We start from the raw sequence: 17767 nt of genomic DNA on the forward strand, positions 1-17767 counted from the left end.
TCAACGCCCAGGTCGCCGAGTACTACGGTGAGGCACCGGCCAACATCAAGTCCTGCGACGAGACCAGCGACCCGGCGTTCTGCGACACCTTCCACGCCACCGACGAGAGCTACTGGAAGGACATCGCGTTCTGGACGACGCCGATCGAGCAGTGCCTCGACGGCCGTAAGGACATCACGTGTGTGCCCTATGCCAAGTGGGTGCAGGCCTGGGCGGAGATCAAGGGCTGAGGCGGTCCGCCGGCGGGTCCGTCGCACCACCCGCGACGGACCTGGGCCGGGCTGGAGCGTCCCACGGGTCTCACCATGGCGGGTTGTCGGCGAGGGCGCGTTGGTGACGGGCGAGTGCGTGGCCGATGTCACGGGTCGCCGGGTACAGCCTCAGATAGAGACCGTACAGGTCGTCGTACCGGGACCGCCGGAGGGCGTCGGGCACGACGCGTTCGCGCACCGGATTCCAGGCGTCGATGTCCACGTCTGCGATCGCGCGCGCGGAAAGCAACGCGGCCCCGTAGCTCGCGCCGATCGTGACGGTCCTGATCTCCTGTTCCAGACCGGTGACGTCGGAGACGATACGGGTCCACAGGCCGCCACGGGTGCCTCCGCCCACCGCGACGACCCGGCGGATGTCGGCGCCGGCCGCGCGCATCGCCTCCACGTTGTGCCGTACGCCGTAGGCGGTGGCCTCCAGCGCGGCACGGTACAGATCGCCGCGGGTGTGCTCCACCGTCAGGCCGGCGATCACGCCGCGGGCGTCCGGGTCGGCGACCGGGGTGCGTTCGCCCGCGAAGTAGGGCAGCATCAGCAGGCCCTTCGCGCCGGGGCCGGATGCCTCGGCCTCGGCGAGCAGCGCGTGGTGGTCGGGGACGCCGAGAAGGCTCCGCAGCCAGTCGATGATCACCCCGGAGGTCGCCATGCCGCCCGCCAGACTGCGCGTTCCGGGCAACGCCCCTACGGTGCTCCACAGTTGAGGTACCAGCAGCCGCTCCGACACCGTGTTGATCAGGAACATCGTGCTGCCGTACATGAGCATCAGATCGCCGGTGCCCTGGGCGCCCACGCTCAGCGCCTCCGACCAGGCGTCGATGGTGCCGGTGACGACCGGAGTCCCGCTGGGCAGCCCGGTGACGGCGGACGCCTCGGCGGTCACACGTCCGGCGATGTCGCCCGGCCAGCGCAGAGGCGGCAGTTCGATGTCCGGCGCGATGCGGCGGGCCCAGGGGCGGTACCACTCCTGGGCCAGGGAGTCGTACAGCGGTACGGACTGGCTGGCCGAGTGGTGGTCGAGGACGTAGGCGCCGGTGAGCTGCCGCACGAGGTATGAGCTGGGCATGTACAGCCGCCGGGCACGGGCGGTGACGTCTGGGCGGTGCTCGGCCAGCCAGGCGATCTTGGGGCCGACCGCCTGGGTGGACAGCAGGGATCCACAGCGCCCGAGGACGGCGTCGCGGCCCAGTTCGGCGTCGAGCCGGGCGATCTGTGCGGTGGCGCGGGTGTCCACGCCGTAGAGGATGGCCGGGTGCAGCGGTGTGTCCGTCTCGTCGGCCAGGGCGACGCAGGGGCCCATGCCGCTGACGCCGACCGCGTGGACGACGGTGCCCGGTGGCACCAACTCGTGGGCGAGCGAGATGAATTCGTCCCACCACACGCGCGCGTCCATCTCGACGTGGCCGGGCCGGGGGCGGTCCACCGCATGGGGGCGCACGGCGGTGCCCAGAACCGTTCCGTCCGCACCGACCAGCACGCCTTTGCTGCTGGACGTACCGATGTCGACACCGAGCACCGTCATGCGTTCCCGTCCTCCGCCTAGAGACTCCCGGGACATCGTTCCCCTCTTCGAGGACGATCAGCGGTCACAACGCGAAGTGGATACCGCTTTGTTGACGTCTCAGCCGTCCGCCGGTGCCCCCATCGCGGGCAGTACCAGGGTGAAGACCGAGCCGACACCCACCTCGGAGGCCGCCGTGGCGATACAGCCGTGGGCGGCGGTGAGTTGACGGACGATGGGCAGGCCGAGGCCGCTGCCTCCGGTGCGTCTGCTGCGGGACTTCTCGACGGGCCAGAACCGGTCGAACACATGCGGCAGGTCCTGTGCCGCGATGCCGTTGCCGGTGTCGGCCGCCTCGAAGACCGCCCGGTCGCCGTCGGCCCGCGCGAAGTTCCCGCAGCGGGCGCACGAGCCGGGTGGCGACCACCGCGGTCACGGCCACCGTCAACGCGAGGACCAGCCCGGTGACCCCGACGACCTTGGCCTTGTTGCCGGAGGACATGTCGAAGCGCGGGAGCGTGGTGCCGCCGTTTCCCAGGAAAAGGTCGGCCACAGGGGCGACGTAGGGGTCGGGCTGCCGCCGTCGGGCTTCGATGACGCAGTCGTTCGCCCGCGGATCGGCGGCTGTGGGGCGTCCCCTCCCGGTCTTTCCCTACAGGATGTAGCCGGGCTCGACGCCCTTGATGGAGAAGCCCACGGAGAGGAAGACCTGAGACGCGGGATGCGCCTCCTCCCGCTTCGGACAGGACTCGGTCAGGCTCGGGGCGGTGGGCCGAACGCCAGGGCGGATCACGCGCAGAACCAGGCGGGTTGTTGCCGTTTCAGGACATCGGCGATCTTGGCGGAGGGACACGCTCCGGGACAGGATGCGCGCATGAAGGGTGACCTCTTTTCCAGTGACCACATGGTGCAGCCGGCCGCCGCGCCGGGCATGTCCGTGCAGAACGCCAAGTCCATCCGGTACGTCGTGAACGGCGAGATGCTGGCCCGGCAGGGGGCGATGGTCGCCTACCGCGGAAATCTGCAGTTCGAACGCAAGGGCCAGGGCGTGGGCGGGATGCTCAAGCGGGCCGTCACCGGTGAGGGGCTGCCGCTGATGACCGTGCGCGGACAGGGCGAGGCGTGGTTCGCGCACGAGGCGCAGAACTGTTTCATCGTGGACGTCGAGCAGGGCGACGAGTTCACCGTCAACGGGCGGCATGTACTGTGCTTCGACGCGACCCTGGCGTACCGGATCCAGACCGTGAAGGGCGCGGGCATCGCCGGCGGCGGACTGTTCAACAGTGTGTTCACGGGGCACGGCCGGCTGGGCCTGATCTGTGAGGGCAACCCTCTCGTCATACCCGTCACGCCGGAGTATCCGGTGTACGTCGACACCGACGCGGTGGTGGGCTGGACGGCGCGGCTGCACACGTCGCTGCACCGGTCGCAGTCCATCGGATCGATGCTGCGCGGCGGTTCGGGCGAAGCGGTCCAGCTCAAGCTGGAGGGCGAGGGGTACGTTGTCGTTCGGCCCAGCGAGCTGACCCCGCAGAAGGAGCACTGACCGCAGGGGCCCCGCCGTCGCGGCGGAGCCCCTTCCCGCGTGGGTCGTCAGCACCCAAAAGCGGGGGCGTCGACCGCTGGCGCATTGACGGCGGCCCAGGCCACCAGGGCTCGGCGTGATGCACTCAACGCCAACGTCGCACCGGAGCCGCGGCCGTCGTCGCCGCATAGGCCCGCCGCACCGTCTCGCGGCCATGCCGCAGCACCGACTCCGCCAGAATGCCAGCGAGTTCCTCAAGGGGCACGGGGGAACGCCGGCGGCGTTCCCCCGTATCTCACGGAGCCCGGATGCGTGCACCGCCGCCCGCCGCGACGCGCGAGTACGACGTCCTGGGCGAGGATGCCGCCTGGCGTGCGCCGAGTCTGCGATGTCAGCCGGCCAGGGCCGCGAGGGTGGCGTCGAGGTCGGTGGCCTTGGGCTGGTTATGGGGGAGTTTCGCGAGGACTTTGGCCATGCCACAGGTGTCGGTGAGGGCGGAGAAGACCAGGCCGCCGGCGACGCCCGCGGACAGCCAGCGGGCGGCGGGCCAGCGTCGACCGGTGAGCAGGCCAGCCAGGATGAGGGAGCCGGCGGCGAGGCGGACCTGGCGTTCCATCGCCCAGGTGGCACGGGTGCCGGCGGTGCGGTGGACGTCGTGGCCGAGCTGCATCCAGGCGGTGATGCCGCCCGTCAGGCTGGCGGCGGCGATGCCGTGCTCGGCCAGGCGCTCGCGGGCCTGGGCCGAGCGGGTGCCGGAGGCGCATACGAGGAGGAGGCCGCCACGGTCGGCGGCGGTCTTCAGCGCGGGCAGGGCCGCGTCGAGGTGGTCCAGGGGGATGTTGTGGGCGCCGGGCAGGTGGCCGGAGGCGAACTCGCCGGGGGTGCGTACGTCAATGACGGTCAGGTCGGCGAGGCCGGCGTGGGCCTGGTCGGCGGTGAGGGAGGTGGTGTGTGCCACGGGGATTTTCCTTTGCTCTTCATGAGTTACCCCTTATACAGGATACCCAAGGGGGTATTCCGCGAAGGAGCGTGGGCTGTGGATTTGACGATGGCGGCCGAGGAACTGAAGACGGTGGTCAACCGGCTGCGCCGGGCACAGGGCCAGATCGCCGGTGTGATCAGGATGATCGAGGAGGGGCGGGACTGCGAGGACGTGGTCACGCAGCTGGCGGCCGCTTCCCGGGCCTTGGACAAGGCGGGTTTCGCGATCATCGCCACCGGTCTGCAGCACTGCCTGACCGATGCGGACATGGCCGCGCCGGAGGACCGGGAGCAGATGCGCGCCCGTCTGGAAAAGCTGTTTCTGTCGCTGGCCTGAGCAGCCGGTGCCGCTGGCCGACCCGCTCGGATCAGGCAAGGGCGTCGACGAGCATGAAGACGGCGACGGCCAGCAGCATGACGGCGAAGGTGCGCTGCAGCAGGGTGCCGGTGACCTTGGCGGCCAGGCGCTTGCCGTCCCAGGCGCCAAGGATCGCGGCCCCGGTGAAGGGGGCGATCACCGCCCAGTCGACGCCGACCGTGGTGGCGCTGCGGGTGGCGAGCGAGGCGAGCGAGTTCGCCGAGATGACCAGCAGGCTGGTGCCGACGGCGGCCTGCATCTCGAATGTCAGCACCGCGACCAGGGCGGGCACGGCGAGGAAGCCCCCGCCGACCCCGAGCAGACCCGTCAGCGCCCCCAGTCCCGCGCCGACTCCCGCAGCCTTCGCCGGCCGCACCGTCGTCCGGCCGGTGCTCGTCCGGCCGGGGCGCAGCATGCGCACAGCGGCGAGAGCGGCGATGGCGGCGAACGCGGCGGTCAGGACCGGCTGCGGCAGGCGAGCGGCGGCAACGCTGGCCGCAGCGGAGGGCAGGAGCCCGGCCGCGGCGAACAGAGCGCCGGCCCGCCAACGCACGGTGCCGGTGCGTGCATGGGCGTACAGGGCGGTGAGCGAGGTGGCGGTGACGCTGATCAGGCTCGCGGTGGTGGCGGCGGCCGGGGTGAAGCCGAGCAGGTAGATCAGCGCGGGCACCGCCAGAACGCTGCCGCCCCCGCCGAGCGCGCCGAGCGCGAGCCCGACCACGGCACCAGCGGCCAGGGCCAGAATCAGCGCGCTCACGCTATGGCACCGCTGGTGCCGCGATCCCCGGTGACCGGCAGGCCCCCGAGGGCCCGGGCGGTCATGCCGCCGACGACGTCACTGGCTTCCACACCGCGGGCGGCGAGGATGTCGGTGGCTGTGCGGGAGCGGTTTCCGGAGCGGCAGACGGCGACCACCGGCTTGCCTTGTCCGGCTTCGGGAAGAGCCGTCCGCGCCCTCAGGCGGCTCAGCGGCAGGTGCAGCGCACCTGGCGCGTGCCCGGCCTGCCACTCTGGCAGCCCACGGACATCCAGCAGGACCGCCTGCCCGTCACTGGCCTGGCGGTGGGCCTGCTGCGGGGTGAGGCGGGCAGGACCACGGCGAAGAAGCGAGAACATTGTTTGATCACTCCGTGCAAGTCGTTCAGTCGGTGCCGTTGGGCCTGGTGAGGGTGAGGCCTGCCGTGGTGGCGGCGTCGAAGCCGTCGTCGACGGCGACCACGTCGCGGCCAGCGGCATCCAGCAGGGACGCGGCGATCGCCGCGCGCATCCCTCCGGCGCAGTGCACCCACACCACTCCGTCGGGCACCTCGCCGATGCGGCCGGGCAGTTCGTGGATGGGGATGTGGACCGAGCCGTCGACGAACCCTCCTGCACGCTCGGCATCGCGCCGCACGTCCAGCACCACCACCTGCTCGCCGCGCTCACGCACCGCGGTGAGGTCGGCGAAGCGGGCGCGAGGGAAGGAGGCGAGCTCCTCGTCCGAACGGATCCAACCGGCCGGATCGCCGGTGGCGGCGGCGGCCGGGCGGTCGATGCCGACCCGAGCCAGCTCGCGCTGTGCGTCGGCGACCTGCTCGGACGTCCCGGCCAGCAGGGTGACCGGCTTGCCCCACGGGATCAGCCACGCCAGGTAGGTGGCGAGCTTGCCTTCACCCTCGAAGTTGAAAGATCCGGTTACATGCCCTTGGGCGAAGGCGACCCGGCTGCGCAGGTCCACCACCCACTCCCCCGCGGCCAGCCGGGCGGCGATCTCCGCGGCGTCGGCGGGCGCGGGCGGGGTGAGGTCGACCGGCGCGGGGCCGGCGGAGTTGGCCGGGCCCATGTGCACGTAGTAGGCGGGCACGTCGTCCAGTGAGGCGAGCATCTCGGCGACGAAGGTGTCCACGTCCCGGGTCAGAGCGGCGTTGGAACGGCGCTCCTGGCCGATCGTGGTGGCGTCCCCCTCCGCCTGGGCGGAGGAGCAGAAACTGCCGAACCCGTGGGTGGGCAGCACCGGCACCTCGTCGTCCAGCTCGTCGGCCAGACGGTGGGCAGAAGCATGCTGGGCGCGGGCCAGCTGCTCGGTCAGCCGCGGCTCGACCAGGTCCGGCCGGCCCACGGTGCCGATCAGCAAGGACCCGCCCGTGAACGCCGCCACCGCCCGGCCGTCCTCCTCCAGCACGTAGGAGGTGTGGTGCGGGGTGTGACCGGGGGTGGCGATCGCGCGCAGCACCAGGTGCTCGTCCACCGTGAACGTGTCGTCCCCGGCGACCGGGGTGCGGGCGAAGGCGACCGACATGGTGTCGACGAAGAACACGACAAGGACTCCTACCGAGTGAGCGATGTACCCCCCGGGGTATCTGACACTCACCCTAACAGGAGTACCCCGGGGGGTATTCCGAAGAGGGGGAACGCCCTCTCGGTGGGTGGCGTCTCGCCTGGTTTGTGTACCCGGAGGGTCATAGAGGGGTCGACTGTTCCGCATCTGGCGCGAGTACCCGCGTCCTGCGACCGCACTGTCCGCCTCGACACATCGGCAAGTTGCCCGCGCACCTCAGACGATCATCTGAGGTGCGGACTGATCGGTGACTGTCGGGACGGGAAGACGGCGGCGAACGATCCGCGTTCTGGCCGACACGCTCGGGGCACGCTGCCACCGCTAAGTGCCTACGTGGCCGATCAGGGATTCTTCCCCAGTTCCCGGCCCGGCCGCACGACACGATCCCTGTACGAGTACACCTTCAGGGGGGATGCTCCAGCTCACCCTGCGAATCTGCTTAGCAGAATTTTGCCATCTATGTACATGACAATTGCTCGGGAGATCCTTTAACCTACCTGCGATTCGACCACTCGAATCGCCTGGAGCCCCACCGGCATGCCTGTGCCACAGGACCGTTTCGCATGCCGTCCAGCCAGCACGGCCAGTCATCACCGCACCACCCGCACGGTAGTTCGCGACCTGGGCTGCGCCGTCGACGAAGGGCTCATCCGAGGTCGCGTGTGGCTTTCATCCCCAACCACGGAGGAGACCCCTCGTGCGTATGAAGCTGCTCGCCGCCGTCACCGCAGCGGCCGCCGCCACTCTGACCTTCAGCACCACCGCCCAGGCCAACCATTCGTGGGGCGGCTACCACTGGGCCCGCACCGCCAACCCGTTCACGGTCAAGCTCGGCGACAACCTCAGCTCCACCTGGAAGAGCTACCTGAGCACCGCATCCAGCGACTGGTCCAAGTCCACCGTGCTCGACACCACCGTCGTGGCCGGCCAGTCCCCGGCCCGCCGCTGCCCCGCGACGAGCGGCCGTGTCGAGGTGTGCAACAACACCTACGGCAACAACGGCTGGCTCGGCATCGCGTCGATATCCGTCACCGGTGGCACCCACATCACCTCCGGCACGGTGAAGCTGAACGACACGTACTTCAACACCGCGACGTACAACACCCCCTCGTGGAGATCCCTGGTGACCTGCCAGGAGGTCGGACACACCTTCGGCCTTGACCACCAGGACACGAACTTCGACAACACCAACCTGGGCACCTGCATGGACTACACGAGCAACCCCGACGGGCCGCCCAGCAACCTCCACCCCAACCAGCACGACTACGACGAGCTGGCGACCATCTACGCGCACCTGGACTCCACGAGCACCGTGGACCAGTCCGCGGCCGTGCCACAGGTGAGCAACGACAGGTCCAGCTGGGGCAAGCGCGTGGCGCACGCCGCGCACGGCGACACCTACGTGCGGAACTTCGGCAACGGCAAATCGGTGATCACCTTCGTGGTCTGGGCGCGCTGAGCCCCCCTGCTGGCGAGGACGGCGGCCGGGGCGATCCGGCCGCCGTCCATCCGCGTCAGACCGAGGCGTGCACCGGTGTATCGGGACCGATGCGCTCGGCCACCATCTGCCGGAAGTGCGCGCATTGGGTGAAGTCCTCGTGATCGCAGGCCAGGGCGCACTCGATCAGCTCGAGGGAGTACTGCGCGGCGGCGATGCGGGATCGCAAGGCCGCGGCTTCCTCCTGCAAGATGTCGCGCCGCTCCGCCGGGTCGGCCGTGGCGGCCAGGGAGCGGATGGTGCCGAGGGACAGCCCCGCCTCCTTCGCGCGGAGAATCACGGCGACGCGAGTGAGATGGTCGACGCTGTAGCGACGTCGCCCGGCACGATCGCGACCGGGGGCGAGGAGGCCCATTCCTTCCCAGTGCCGCAGGACGTGCGTGGCCAGACCGAAGCGTTCCGCGACGGCCCCGATGCTCATCGCCGCGACATCTCCGCCGGCCGGCGCGCTCTGCTCGCTTGACTTCATGCCGACATTAACTCGCAGCCTGGTGCTCATGACCAAGGAGACAGAGCAGACACAGGATCCGACAGACGACCTCATCGCACTTCTCGACGCGGCCGACCGGCTGCCGGGAGCTGCAGAACTGCGGTCACGCTCCTTCGACTTGCTCAACCTCCCACCCGGGGCGTCCGTGGTGGACGTGGGCTGCGGGGCGGGACGCGCTGTTGCGGAGCTCGCCGAGCGCAGAGTGAAGGCCATCGGTGTGGATCCGGACAAGCGGATGATTGCCGTCGCTCGCAGCCGATGGCCCGCCTCGGACTACCGGATCGCGGGAGCCTACGAGCTGCCGCTGGCCGATGCTTCGATGGACGGCTTCCGAGCCGACAAAGTCTTCCACGAACTCGCTGAGCCCGAACGAGCCCTGGCAGAGGCGTACAGGGTTCTGGCTCCGGGCGGACGTGTCGTGCTGGTCGGACAGGACTGGGACACCTTCGTCATCGATTCCCGTGATCCGGCTTTGACGCGAACCATCGTGCATGCGCGTGCCGATCTGACCGTCAGTCCTCACGCTGCACGCCGCTATCGCAATCTGCTGCTGGAGGCTGCCTTCGGCCAGGTGACGGTGGAGGTGCACACGGGCGTCCTGTCCGGATCAGCAATGCTGCCGCTGCTCGCGGGACTGGCCGAGGGAGCCTGCTCCGCCGGCGCCGTCACGCGCGAGCAGGCGGATACATGGGTGGCGGAGCAGCGAAATCGGGCCGACACGGGCCGCCTGTTTCTGGCCCTGCCGATGTTCGTGGCGGCGGCGACCCGGCCCCGCTGACCCGGACCGCCGGGCCTCGTGCGAACTGGCGCCGTCAGGCCCGATTGGGGGCGATCGAAGTGGTCTTCTCCTGCATCGAGGCGGCCATGTGGCACACGCTGAACAGCACCTTCGTGGCTTCCTCCGTGACTTGCTGAACGAGGGTGTCGAAGCGGGCCAAGTCCGGGGCGATGTCTCGCCGGACGAGCTGGCGGGCTACTGCCTGCATGCGCTTGCCGGCGCCGGCGGCCTGACGTCCAAGGCTGCAGCCAAGCGGCTTGTCACCGTCACCATCGCGGGGCTGCGGCCTCAGGACTGACCCGCCGACGAGTGCGCGCGTGGCGCGCGCTGCGGCCCCGTTCCTGCATTGCGTCAGATATATCGGCGCCGCTGGCGATGCGCCTGGGTGAGGTCATCGTCCATGTCGGCACGGGCCGGCGGCGGAGCACGCCTTACCCGGTCAGAGATGGCGAGTGGAATGCCCGCTTGCAATGGTCCTGGAGCGCGGCAAGGGCAGGGATCGCCCCGGCTCTTCGGGGGCGCCGAGGAGCCGGGGCGATCGGCGGGTACGGCTCACTCAGAGCCGGTTGAGGATGCTCTGGAGCTGCTTCACCTCGGCGGACTGGCCGGTGACGATGTTGCCGGCCATCTTCACCGCGTCGGCGTGCTTGCCGTCCTTCTGCTCGTTCTTGGCCATGCTGATCGCGCCGTTGTGGTGGTCGATCATCATCTGCGCGAACATCTTGTCGAACTCCGTGCCCTTCATGGCTTTGAGTTCTTCCATCGCCTTGTCGGACATCATGCCGTCGCCCATGTCCATGCCGGGCATGTCCCCCATGGCGGTCGGCTTGCCCCAGGACTGCAGCCAGCCCGTCATCGCCTTGATCTCGGGGTCCTGAGCCTTCTCGATCTTCGTGGCGATGCTCTTGATCTCCGAGTCGGCGGCGCGGCCGTCGGCCAGCTTGGCCATCTCTACGGCCTGCTCGTGATGCGGGATCATCATCTGCGCGAAGTGGACGTCGGCGTCGTTGTAGGCCCCGGCTGTGGCGGTTTCCGTCGCGGCCGGGGAGCTGTGGCCGCTCCCGTGGTCCATGCTGCCCATGTCGTTGCTGTCGTTGCTGCAGGCGGACAGCAGCAGGGCTCCGGTGGTTACGACGCCAACGGCCGCGATGCGGCGGGCGGACTTGCGGCGCAGGGCGCGCGTGAAGACGGTCATGGTCGAATTCACCTCATGTGTTGTTCTTTGGCTGTTCGGGCGTACGCGAGATCGCGGAATCGCATTGGGTGCGCGTCCGCGAAGGCGTGACGGCCTACAGCCGCAGAACCGACAACCGGGTGAGGTCGGGACCGCGTGGCGGAGGGTTGGGGCGCTGCACGACGGGCGCCTGCGCGAGAAGGTCGGCCAGCCAGTCGGGGTGGCGAGCAAATGCCGAGCGCACGAGCGCGGCAAGCACCCAGGCACCCAGCAGCACGCCCACGCAGAGGGACATCATGTCCATGGCCATGGGCAGCTTGTGCGTCGAGGCCGTGTGCCCTGGGTTCTTCGCGTTGCTCGAGTCGTCGGCCGGTGCCGCTGCCATGGATTGGTGCGGTGGGCGGCCCTCGCTCACTGTGTTCATCGAGCTGTGGGACGCAGTGCTCATCCCGGCGGAGCTCGAATCTTGGGGATGCCCCACCGTGTGCATGAGGAACACGCCGAGCGCGAGTAGCACGACGAGCAGTAGGTGCCCGAAGGCGCCTCCTGTCCGTACGTGTTTGCTCACGTGCACTGCGGAGCCTCTTCCCATCCGACTGCTGCGGGTCCGTGCGTTCCGACAGTACCGAAAGGATCGAGAGCCCGCCGTGAGAAGTTACTCCTCCCCGGTTCTACTAAGCTGCTTGACGACAAATGAGGTAGCCGCTGTCGTGTGCCGAGTGTGATGTCGTCTCCTCGCGGCCTCGGAGAACGTGAGGATCCCGGCGTCTACGATGAACACTCACCGGTATGGGGATTCGCGCCTTCCGGGTCGAGGGGAGCGGTCGTGCGTCGGTTGGGTGAGCTCGAGGCGGAGATCATGTACCGCCTGTGGGCCTGGGGGCGTTCGGCCACCGCGCGCGACGTGATGACCGACCTCAACAAGAAGCGGCCCATCGCCTACAGCACGGTCAAGACCGTGGCCGACATCCTGTACCAAAAGGGCATGCTCACCAGGCAGAAGGAAGGCCGGGCCTGGGTGTACACGCCTACCTGCACCCGCCAGGAGTACACCGCGTCGCTGATGCGCGAAGCGCTGGGTGAGAACCCGGATCCCGCGGGGGCTCTGGCCAGTTTCGTGCAACAGATCTCCGGCTCCGAAGCGGACGCGCTACGCTCGGCGCTCCGCGCAGCGAAGAGGCGGAGCGAGGCGTGATCACAGCCGTGGTGCTGGCCGGATACGCGGCCTTGATGGGCGCCGCGGTCCCTCCCTTGCTGGCCCGGGCGCACTGGGCCCACCGCGCGCCGACCGCCGCGGTCTTCGCCTGGCAGGGCTTGATGGTGACGTTCGTCGTCACGGCAGCCTTGTCCGTGCATCACCTCGTCCTCGGCGAGCACCACGTTCACGAAAGGCTCTTCGGGCTGCTCACCTTCTGCGGACTGGCCACATCCGCCCCGGAGGGCCGTGCACCGCTCACCATCGGGAGCGCCTTGGCGATTGCCGCACCCATGCTGGTCGTACTGCTGCCGGCCGGTTGGCTGATCCGGTGCATTTGGCGGGCTCGACGCGCTCGAGTCCGCCAACTGGACATGCTCGTCCTCGCGGGGGAGCCGGCACACGGCTACGAGGCCACCATCGTCGATTACGACGTCCCGGCCGTTTACTGCCTGTCGGGACGTTCCTCCCGCGTGGTCGTGACCCGGGGTGCGCTGGACATCCTTTCCGAGGACCAACTGAGGGCCGTGCTGGAGCACGAGCGCGCCCACATCGTCGGCCGGCATCACCTGCTGCATGTACTCGTCGAAGCGTTCTCCCGAGCGTTCCCTCGCCTTCCGCTCGCCCGGCACGCCAAGGAACAGACATACCTGCTGCTGGAGATGATCGCGGACGACCGCGCTCTGCGTTGGCACTCCAGAGAGGCGTTGGCCACCGCGATGTGCGAGGTCGCGGCCGGACGGGCGCCGGAGGCGGCTCTGGGAGCAGGCGGATCAGGTGTCCTCATCCGCCTGCGGCGTGTCCTCACTCCGCATCCCCGCCCGCACCCTGCGATCTGGCCGGCGGTCGTGGCAGCCGCGGGCACGGCTCCGTTGTTGCCGCTGCTGCTGGCGTGTGTGCCCTGACGGCGTCAGGGCACACACGGATCCCCAGTTGCGCATTTACCAGGGGCACCTCATCGGGAGTCCCGGCCGCCTTCCTGTTTCGAGTGCCGGGGATGCCAGCACTACGGCGCGGGCTACCGGCTGCGAGATGGCCAGCCAGTCTGATGCCAAGTTCCTTAGCTGACCAGTGAGGGTTGCCGGTGGCGCCTCAGGCATGGTGAGGCGCCCGAGCTGAAGGCTCGGGCGCCTGTCGTCGACGCCTGGGATGTGCCTACTTGAACGAGCGAAGCCGCAGGCTGTTGGTGACGACGAAGACCGAGGAGAAGGCCATCGCGGCTCCCGCGATCATCGGGTTGAGCATGCCGAGGGCGGCGAGGGGCAGGGCGGCGACGTTGTAGCCGAAGGCCCAGAAAAGGTTCCCCTTGATGGTGGTGAGCGTTTTCCGGGAGAGGCGGATCGCGTCCGCGGCCACCCGCAGGTCACCGCTGACGAGCGTCAGGTCGCCCGCCTCGATCGCCGCGTCGGTGCCGGTGCCCATCGACAGACCCAGATCGGCGGTGGCGAGCGCGGCCGCGTCGTTCACACCGTCGCCGACCATTGCAACCGTGCGGCCCTGGGTCTGGAGCCGTTTGACGACGTCTACCTTGTCCTGGGGCAGGACCTCGGCGATGACCTCGTCGATGCCGACAGAGCGGGCGACAGAGTCGGCCACGAGTTGATTGTCGCCAGTGAGCAGGACAGGACGCAGACCAAGGCGGCGCAGTGCGGCGACCGCTTCGGCGCTGGTGTCCTTGATCGCATCGGCCACGGTGAGCACACCGCGCGCTTCGCCGTCCCAGGCGACGGCGACCGCCGTGCGGCCATCTGACTCTGCCGCGGCCTTGGCCTCGGCCAGCTCCCGGGGCAGTTCGATGACCCATTGCGCCAGCAGCTTCTCGCGCCCGACGAGCACCGCGTGGCCGTCGACGACTCCTTGGACGCCCAGACCCGCGACATTCTCGAAGTTCTCCGGCACCGGCAGGCCCCCGGCCCGCTCGACAGCCCCGGCGGCGATTGCCTGGGCAATGGGATGCTCGGAGGCGAACTCCACCGCGCCTGCCAGTCGGAGCATTTCGGCCTCGTCCACGCCCGGAGCGGTGAAGACGTCCTGCAGCTGCATCCGCCCGGTGGTGACCGTTCCGGTCTTGTCCAGGACGACGGTGTCCACGCGCCGTGTGGATTCCAGGACCTCAGGACCCTTGATCAGAATGCCCAGTTGGGCACCGCGGCCGGTGCCGACCATGAGCGCAGTCGGTGTGGCCAGGCCCAGCGCGCAGGGGCAGGCGATGATCAGCACGGCTACCGCGGCGGTGAACGCCGCAGTCGCGTCTCCGCTGACGGACAGCCAGGTCAGCAAGGTGGTCAGGGCGATGAGAATGACCACCGGGACGAAGACGGCGGAGATGCGGTCGGCGAGCCGCTGCACCTCGGCCTTGCCGTTCTGCGCGTCCTCGACCAGCTTGGCCATCCGGGCAAGCTGGGTGTCCGTGCCGACACGGGTGGCTTCGACGACGAGCCGGCCTCCGGCGTTCACCGTTGCACCCGTCACGGTGTCCCCGACGGTCACGTCCACCGGGACGGACTCGCCGGTCAGCATGGAGGCATCGACCGCCGAGGCGCCCTCGACTACCGTGCCGTCGGTGGCGATCTTCTCACCGGGGCGTACGACGAAGCGGTCTCCGACCGCCAATTGCGCCACCGGTATGCGCACTTCGGCACCGCCACGCAGCACTGAAACGTCCTTGGCGCCCAATTCGAGCAGCGCCCGCAGCGCCGCGCCCGCCTTGCGCTTGGCTTTCGCCTCCAGGTAGCGCCCGGCGAGGATGAAGGCGGTCACGCCGGCCGCGGCTTCCAGATAGATCGATGAGGAAGCGTCGCCTCGGGAGACGGTGAACTCGAAGCCGTGCCGCATGCCCGGCATTCCGGCGTGCCCGAAGAACAGCGCCCACAGGGACCAGCCGAAGGCGGCGAGCGTGCCTATGGATACCAGTGTGTCCATGGTCGCGGCACCGTGCCGGGCATTCGTCCAAGCCGCCTTGTGGAAGGGGAAAGCGCCCCAGACCACCACAGGTGCGGCAAGTGTCAGTGACAGCCACTGCCAGTTGTCGAATTGCAACGCCGACACCATCGCCATCAGGACGACAGGGACGGAGAGCGTCACAGAGACCAGCAGTCGCTGCCGAAGCGAGAGCAGTTCTCGGTCCGCCGCCGCAGTGGCCTCGTTCTGGAGCGTGTCTCCGGTCGGAGGAGCGGGCGGTAGAGGTTCCTCGGCGGTATACCCGGTCTTCACCACGGTGGTGATCAGGTCCGAGACCTCGACTCCGTCCGAGTAGGCGACCTTCGCCTTCTCCGTGGCGAAGTTGACCGTCGCCGTGACGCCGTCCATGCGGTTCAGTTTCTTCTCGATACGGGCGGCGCACGAGGCGCAGGTCATGCCGCCGATGGAGAGTTCGACCTCGTGTGTCGGCGCGGGCGTCGTGCCGGACGGCGTCCGTTGGGTTGCCGTGCTGGTCATTGCGTGTCTCCTGGTGAAGGCCGGGACGTACGGCGTCCGTATCAGCGGAGCGGTACGTCCCGGCGCGGGAGTGAATTCGCAGAGTGCCGGGTCGGGAAGACCGGCAGTTCTGTGCGGCGGGTTCGGCGTCCGCCGTCTCGTCAGGCCTGGCCGACGAGCTCGTATCCGGCCTCGTCGACTGCGGCGCGTACGGCCCCCTCGTCCAGCGGGGTGGTGGACGTGACGGTGACCTCGCCGGTCCTGGCGACTGCTGTGACCCCGGTGACGCCGTGCAGGGCGGATATCTCCTGGGAGACGGCGCTCTCGCAGTGGCCGCAGGTCATGCCGGAGACCTTGTAGACGGTGGTGACACCGATGCCCTGAACATCGGTCGCGGTGCCGGAGCCGCAGGAGCCGCCGCAGCAGGAGCCGGGGATCGTCTGATCGGTCATGGTTTCTTCCTCAGGGTGTGGTGGCTTGCGTCGTCTGTGAGGCCGGCGGGATACCTGGCCCCTTCTTGCCGACACAGAGACTATACCCCAGGGGGGTATCTGGGAACGGTGATGCGACCTACTGGGCTCTGACTGCTGACGCCTCTGCGTGGAAGGTTTTGCTGGTCGTGGCTGAGAGCAGTGACCGCGTGGCGCTGGGTTGTCGGGGCCGCCGTTCCCCCTGCCCCTGTCAGGGCGCCACCGTCACCAGCCTGGTGGCCATGGTTCCCGATATGCGCTGCCAGTGCCGCATCGGGTGCTGCGCCGAGCTTGCGGCGCCGGACGCACACGGCTCACCACAGCGGTCGCACGGGCCGAGCGGGTCGCGCAGCAGGCGCGGCTGCCTGGCATCGGGGTCATGACGTGCTCCGGGCCTTGCCCGCTGCCCGGTCTGGGATGTCACGCAGGGTGTTGGCGACGGCCCAGGTCAGGGCGGCGGCAATGGTGGTAGCACCCCACAGGCCCCAGACCACCGCGGGCGCCTGGTCGGCCAGTAGGCCGGGGAGGGCGAGCGCAGCAGCCACTGGCAGAGCGATCGCCACCTCCCGCGACGGACCGCCCATGCGGTGGACCCGGACGACGCACGCTGCGACGGTCATGAGGCCGACGGCGATCAGGACCCAGGTCAGTGCCGTCATCACCGCTCACCGCCGGGCGGCGGGCTGCTGCGGGCCGCGGGCGCCACCCGGTGTCCGGCGGGCGTCGGTTGGCCGGTAGCGCAGCTTCGGCCAGAACGCGGGGGTGTGTTCCGCGTAGGCGGTCCATTGTTCGCCGAACCGGGCGGCGACTTCGCGTGCTTCGCTGCGGGCCAGCCGGGCGTACCCGTACACGAGGATCATGGCGACCTCCCACGGTGGACGCGGGCCGGGCGGGGATGCGCCGTCCATGGGCGAGGCTGCTCATGCCTGCTGGTAGGCGCCTGCGTCCAGGCGGTGGTGCCGACGCAGGCCCACCAGTCTCAGCTCCGCAGCCTCCAGGGCGGCGCTCCGTCCCCGCAGTCGGGCCAGCGGTGGGCGGCGGGGCTCATCGCTGCCGAACAGCCGGGTGATGTCGTAGACGAGGGCTGTCAGGATCGGCAGCCCGATCAGTATGGCGATCACGGCGGCCATGGCACTCACCTCTCGCCCGATGCCCAGGGTGGTCAGGGCCGGCTGGGCCCGGCGGGGTGGTCGTGCATGTGCAGCGGGTCCTCGTCCCGGTCGTTGCGGTGCTGATCGTGGCCGCCGTGCATGTCCCGGCCGTGCATGCTGCGCATCATGAAGAACATCATCAGCGGGCAGGCAGCCACGAGTGCGAGCCACATCAGACTCTGCAACGGCGCGCCGACGATCAGGAGGGCGGCAACGACGATTGCGGCGGCGAGCGCGTACAGGCCGTCGTTGCGCTTGTTCATGACCGGCGTCCGTCAGCGGAGGGCGTGGGCCGCAACCGGTGCGGCCAGCGGGTTTCAGGGTTTGGTGAGGGGCCCGGCGTGCAGTGCGTTCAGGCGGCGCCGGTAGTCGTCCTCGTCGATCTCCCCGCGGGCCAGCCGCTCATGGAGGATGTCCTCGGGCGCGGGCGCATCCGGGGTGTGGGTGTGCTCCTGGGGCCGGTTCAGGGCGCGGAAGAGCAGCACGGCGACTGTGATGATCAGCGCCCAGAACAGGATCATGCCGGCCGACATCGCGAACCAGCCCCAGCCGCTGACGTCATGGTCGTACCAGAACATCATCGCCACTCACCTGCTTCGGCCTTGTTCCGTGACCGGGTGCGAATTTGTACCCAGCGACTTCTTGC

Annotated in this window: 23 protein-coding genes and 2 pseudogenes; 8 read left to right on the top strand and 17 right to left on the bottom strand. The window is 69.4% G+C overall.

The window, feature by feature from the left end:
- Positions 1-230 (top strand): annotated as a pseudogene (locus VXC91_RS21750) (spermidine/putrescine ABC transporter substrate-binding protein); the annotation flags it as partial.
- A 70-nt stretch (positions 231-300) separates the two neighbouring features.
- Here VXC91_RS21750 and VXC91_RS21755 read toward each other — a convergent pair.
- From VXC91_RS21755 to VXC91_RS21765, 3 genes and pseudogenes are all read right to left on the bottom strand, one after another.
- Positions 301-1788 carry an FGGY-family carbohydrate kinase gene (locus VXC91_RS21755; RefSeq protein ID WP_329508975.1) on the bottom strand — a complete coding sequence of 496 codons (1488 nt, stop codon included), beginning with the start codon at positions 1786-1788 and terminating at the stop codon, positions 301-303.
- 99 nt (positions 1789-1887) lie between these two features.
- A pseudogene (locus VXC91_RS21760) lies at positions 1888-2380 on the bottom strand (sensor histidine kinase); the annotation flags it as partial.
- Positions 2381-2419: 39 nt separating this feature from the next.
- The gene (locus VXC91_RS21765; protein WP_329508976.1) at positions 2420-2560 is read right to left on the bottom strand and encodes a hypothetical protein; all 141 of its coding nucleotides are present in this window, start codon (positions 2558-2560) and stop codon (positions 2420-2422) included.
- Between the two features lie 81 nt (positions 2561-2641).
- On the opposite strand from VXC91_RS21765, the gene VXC91_RS21770 reads away from it, so the two are divergent.
- Positions 2642-3313, top strand: a complete 672-nt coding sequence (locus VXC91_RS21770; RefSeq protein WP_329508977.1) for an AIM24 family protein — start codon at positions 2642-2644, stop codon at positions 3311-3313.
- Between the two features lie 370 nt (positions 3314-3683).
- On the opposite strand, the gene VXC91_RS21775 is transcribed toward VXC91_RS21770, so the two are convergent.
- Positions 3684-4250: a rhodanese-like domain-containing protein gene (locus tag VXC91_RS21775; RefSeq protein WP_329508978.1), complete on the bottom strand. Its 567-nt coding sequence runs from the start codon at positions 4248-4250 to the stop codon at positions 3684-3686.
- 78 nt (positions 4251-4328) lie between these two features.
- Between VXC91_RS21775 and VXC91_RS21780 the strand changes: the two genes are divergently transcribed.
- Entirely contained in the window at positions 4329-4610 is a 282-nt protein-coding gene (locus tag VXC91_RS21780) for a metal-sensitive transcriptional regulator (protein ID WP_329508979.1), read from the top strand.
- A 31-nt stretch (positions 4611-4641) separates the two neighbouring features.
- On the opposite strand, the gene VXC91_RS21785 is transcribed toward VXC91_RS21780, so the two are convergent.
- Genes VXC91_RS21785 through VXC91_RS21795 form a run of 3 tightly spaced genes read right to left on the bottom strand, consistent with a single transcriptional unit; the run spans position 4642 to position 6909 of the window.
- Positions 4642-5388, bottom strand: coding sequence for a sulfite exporter TauE/SafE family protein (locus VXC91_RS21785; protein ID WP_329508980.1), 747 nt, complete (start codon positions 5386-5388; stop codon positions 4642-4644).
- Positions 5385-5747, bottom strand: coding sequence for a rhodanese-like domain-containing protein (locus VXC91_RS21790; RefSeq protein WP_329508981.1), 363 nt, complete (start codon positions 5745-5747; stop codon positions 5385-5387). The genes VXC91_RS21785 and VXC91_RS21790 overlap by 4 nt, the downstream gene beginning before the upstream one ends.
- Before the next feature lie 25 nt (positions 5748-5772).
- Positions 5773-6909, bottom strand: coding sequence for a rhodanese-like domain-containing protein (locus VXC91_RS21795; protein WP_329509011.1), 1137 nt, complete (start codon positions 6907-6909; stop codon positions 5773-5775).
- Positions 6910-7645: 736 nt separating this feature from the next.
- On the opposite strand from VXC91_RS21795, the gene VXC91_RS21800 reads away from it, so the two are divergent.
- Positions 7646-8407 (top strand): zinc metalloprotease, encoded by a 762-nt coding sequence (locus VXC91_RS21800; protein WP_329508982.1) that lies wholly within the window; start codon positions 7646-7648, stop codon positions 8405-8407.
- 55 nt (positions 8408-8462) lie between these two features.
- Here VXC91_RS21800 and VXC91_RS21805 read toward each other — a convergent pair whose 3' ends face one another.
- Entirely contained in the window at positions 8463-8915 is a 453-nt protein-coding gene (locus VXC91_RS21805) for a MerR family transcriptional regulator (RefSeq protein ID WP_329508983.1), read from the bottom strand.
- A 28-nt stretch (positions 8916-8943) separates the two neighbouring features.
- Here VXC91_RS21805 and VXC91_RS21810 point away from each other — a divergent pair, with 28 nt between their 5' ends.
- Complete coding sequence (locus VXC91_RS21810; protein ID WP_329508984.1) at positions 8944-9714, top strand: methyltransferase domain-containing protein; 771 nt, start codon at positions 8944-8946, stop codon at positions 9712-9714.
- 88 nt (positions 9715-9802) lie between these two features.
- The gene (locus VXC91_RS21815; protein WP_329508985.1) at positions 9803-10012 is read left to right on the top strand and encodes an SbtR family transcriptional regulator; all 210 of its coding nucleotides are present in this window, start codon (positions 9803-9805) and stop codon (positions 10010-10012) included.
- A 258-nt stretch (positions 10013-10270) separates the two neighbouring features.
- On the opposite strand, the gene VXC91_RS21820 is transcribed toward VXC91_RS21815, so the two are convergent.
- Both VXC91_RS21820 and VXC91_RS21825 read right to left on the bottom strand, forming a co-directional pair.
- On the bottom strand, positions 10271-10909 hold the full coding sequence (locus tag VXC91_RS21820; protein ID WP_329508986.1) for a DUF305 domain-containing protein: 639 nt from the start codon (positions 10907-10909) through the stop codon (positions 10271-10273).
- A 94-nt stretch (positions 10910-11003) separates the two neighbouring features.
- A complete protein-coding gene (locus tag VXC91_RS21825) occupies positions 11004-11480 on the bottom strand; it encodes a DUF6153 family protein (protein WP_329508987.1) in 477 nt (158 codons plus the stop codon).
- A gap of 234 nt (positions 11481-11714) precedes the next feature.
- Here VXC91_RS21825 and VXC91_RS21830 point away from each other — a divergent pair, with 234 nt between their 5' ends.
- Together VXC91_RS21830 and VXC91_RS21835 are read left to right on the top strand one after the other, a co-directional pair.
- Positions 11715-12083 (top strand): BlaI/MecI/CopY family transcriptional regulator, encoded by a 369-nt coding sequence (locus tag VXC91_RS21830; protein ID WP_329508988.1) that lies wholly within the window; start codon positions 11715-11717, stop codon positions 12081-12083.
- Positions 12080-12988, top strand: coding sequence for a M56 family metallopeptidase (locus VXC91_RS21835; protein ID WP_329508989.1), 909 nt, complete (start codon positions 12080-12082; stop codon positions 12986-12988). Before VXC91_RS21830 ends, VXC91_RS21835 begins: the two co-directional genes overlap by 4 nt.
- 250 nt (positions 12989-13238) lie before the next feature.
- On the opposite strand, the gene VXC91_RS21840 is transcribed toward VXC91_RS21835, so the two are convergent.
- The 7 genes from VXC91_RS21840 to VXC91_RS21870 form a co-directional block, all read right to left on the bottom strand.
- The gene (locus VXC91_RS21840) at positions 13239-15521 is read right to left on the bottom strand and encodes a heavy metal translocating P-type ATPase (protein WP_329508990.1); all 2283 of its coding nucleotides are present in this window, start codon (positions 15519-15521) and stop codon (positions 13239-13241) included.
- 140 nt (positions 15522-15661) lie between these two features.
- Positions 15662-15952, bottom strand: coding sequence for a heavy-metal-associated domain-containing protein (locus tag VXC91_RS21845; protein ID WP_329508991.1), 291 nt, complete (start codon positions 15950-15952; stop codon positions 15662-15664).
- 395 nt (positions 15953-16347) lie between these two features.
- Positions 16348-16629: a hypothetical protein gene (locus VXC91_RS21850; RefSeq protein ID WP_329508992.1), complete on the bottom strand. Its 282-nt coding sequence runs from the start codon at positions 16627-16629 to the stop codon at positions 16348-16350.
- Positions 16630-16635: 6 nt separating this feature from the next.
- Positions 16636-16878: a hypothetical protein gene (locus VXC91_RS21855; protein WP_329508993.1), complete on the bottom strand. Its 243-nt coding sequence runs from the start codon at positions 16876-16878 to the stop codon at positions 16636-16638.
- Between the two features lie 12 nt (positions 16879-16890).
- Positions 16891-17100 carry a hypothetical protein gene (locus VXC91_RS21860; RefSeq protein WP_329508994.1) on the bottom strand — a complete coding sequence of 70 codons (210 nt, stop codon included), beginning with the start codon at positions 17098-17100 and terminating at the stop codon, positions 16891-16893.
- 32 nt (positions 17101-17132) lie between these two features.
- Positions 17133-17384: a hypothetical protein gene (locus VXC91_RS21865; RefSeq protein ID WP_329508995.1), complete on the bottom strand. Its 252-nt coding sequence runs from the start codon at positions 17382-17384 to the stop codon at positions 17133-17135.
- Positions 17385-17438: 54 nt separating this feature from the next.
- A complete protein-coding gene (locus VXC91_RS21870) occupies positions 17439-17702 on the bottom strand; it encodes an SHOCT domain-containing protein (protein ID WP_329508996.1) in 264 nt (87 codons plus the stop codon).
- Between the last annotated feature and the right edge of the window lie 65 nt (positions 17703-17767).

Origin of the sequence: Streptomyces chiangmaiensis, from assembly GCF_036281785.1 — a bacterium.
GTDB lineage: Bacteria > Actinomycetota > Actinomycetes > Streptomycetales > Streptomycetaceae > Streptomyces > Streptomyces chiangmaiensis.

Excerpts from the sequence above, each read along its gene's own strand:
- VXC91_RS21755 (WP_329508975.1), bottom strand. The coding sequence starts at position 1,788 with ATGACGGTGCTCGGTGTCGACATCGGTACGTCCAGCAGCAAAGGCGTG.
- VXC91_RS21770 (WP_329508977.1), top strand. The coding sequence starts at position 2,642 with ATGAAGGGTGACCTCTTTTCCAGTGACCACATGGTGCAGCCGGCCGCC.
- VXC91_RS21790 (WP_329508981.1), bottom strand. The coding sequence starts at position 5,747 with ATGTTCTCGCTTCTTCGCCGTGGTCCTGCCCGCCTCACCCCGCAGCAG.
- VXC91_RS21795 (WP_329509011.1), bottom strand. The coding sequence starts at position 6,909 with ATGTCGGTCGCCTTCGCCCGCACCCCGGTCGCCGGGGACGACACGTTC.
- VXC91_RS21805 (WP_329508983.1), bottom strand. The coding sequence starts at position 8,915 with ATGAAGTCAAGCGAGCAGAGCGCGCCGGCCGGCGGAGATGTCGCGGCG.
- VXC91_RS21810 (WP_329508984.1), top strand. The coding sequence starts at position 8,944 with ATGACCAAGGAGACAGAGCAGACACAGGATCCGACAGACGACCTCATC.
- VXC91_RS21820 (WP_329508986.1), bottom strand. The coding sequence starts at position 10,909 with ATGACCGTCTTCACGCGCGCCCTGCGCCGCAAGTCCGCCCGCCGCATC.
- VXC91_RS21825 (WP_329508987.1), bottom strand. The coding sequence starts at position 11,480 with ATGGGAAGAGGCTCCGCAGTGCACGTGAGCAAACACGTACGGACAGGA.
- VXC91_RS21840 (WP_329508990.1), bottom strand. The coding sequence starts at position 15,521 with ATGACCAGCACGGCAACCCAACGGACGCCGTCCGGCACGACGCCCGCG.
- VXC91_RS21845 (WP_329508991.1), bottom strand. The coding sequence starts at position 15,952 with ATGACCGATCAGACGATCCCCGGCTCCTGCTGCGGCGGCTCCTGCGGC.
- VXC91_RS21850 (WP_329508992.1), bottom strand. The coding sequence starts at position 16,629 with ATGACGGCACTGACCTGGGTCCTGATCGCCGTCGGCCTCATGACCGTC.
- VXC91_RS21855 (WP_329508993.1), bottom strand. The coding sequence starts at position 16,878 with ATGGACGGCGCATCCCCGCCCGGCCCGCGTCCACCGTGGGAGGTCGCC.
- VXC91_RS21860 (WP_329508994.1), bottom strand. The coding sequence starts at position 17,100 with ATGGCCGCCGTGATCGCCATACTGATCGGGCTGCCGATCCTGACAGCC.
- VXC91_RS21865 (WP_329508995.1), bottom strand. The coding sequence starts at position 17,384 with ATGAACAAGCGCAACGACGGCCTGTACGCGCTCGCCGCCGCAATCGTC.
- VXC91_RS21870 (WP_329508996.1), bottom strand. The coding sequence starts at position 17,702 with ATGATGTTCTGGTACGACCATGACGTCAGCGGCTGGGGCTGGTTCGCG.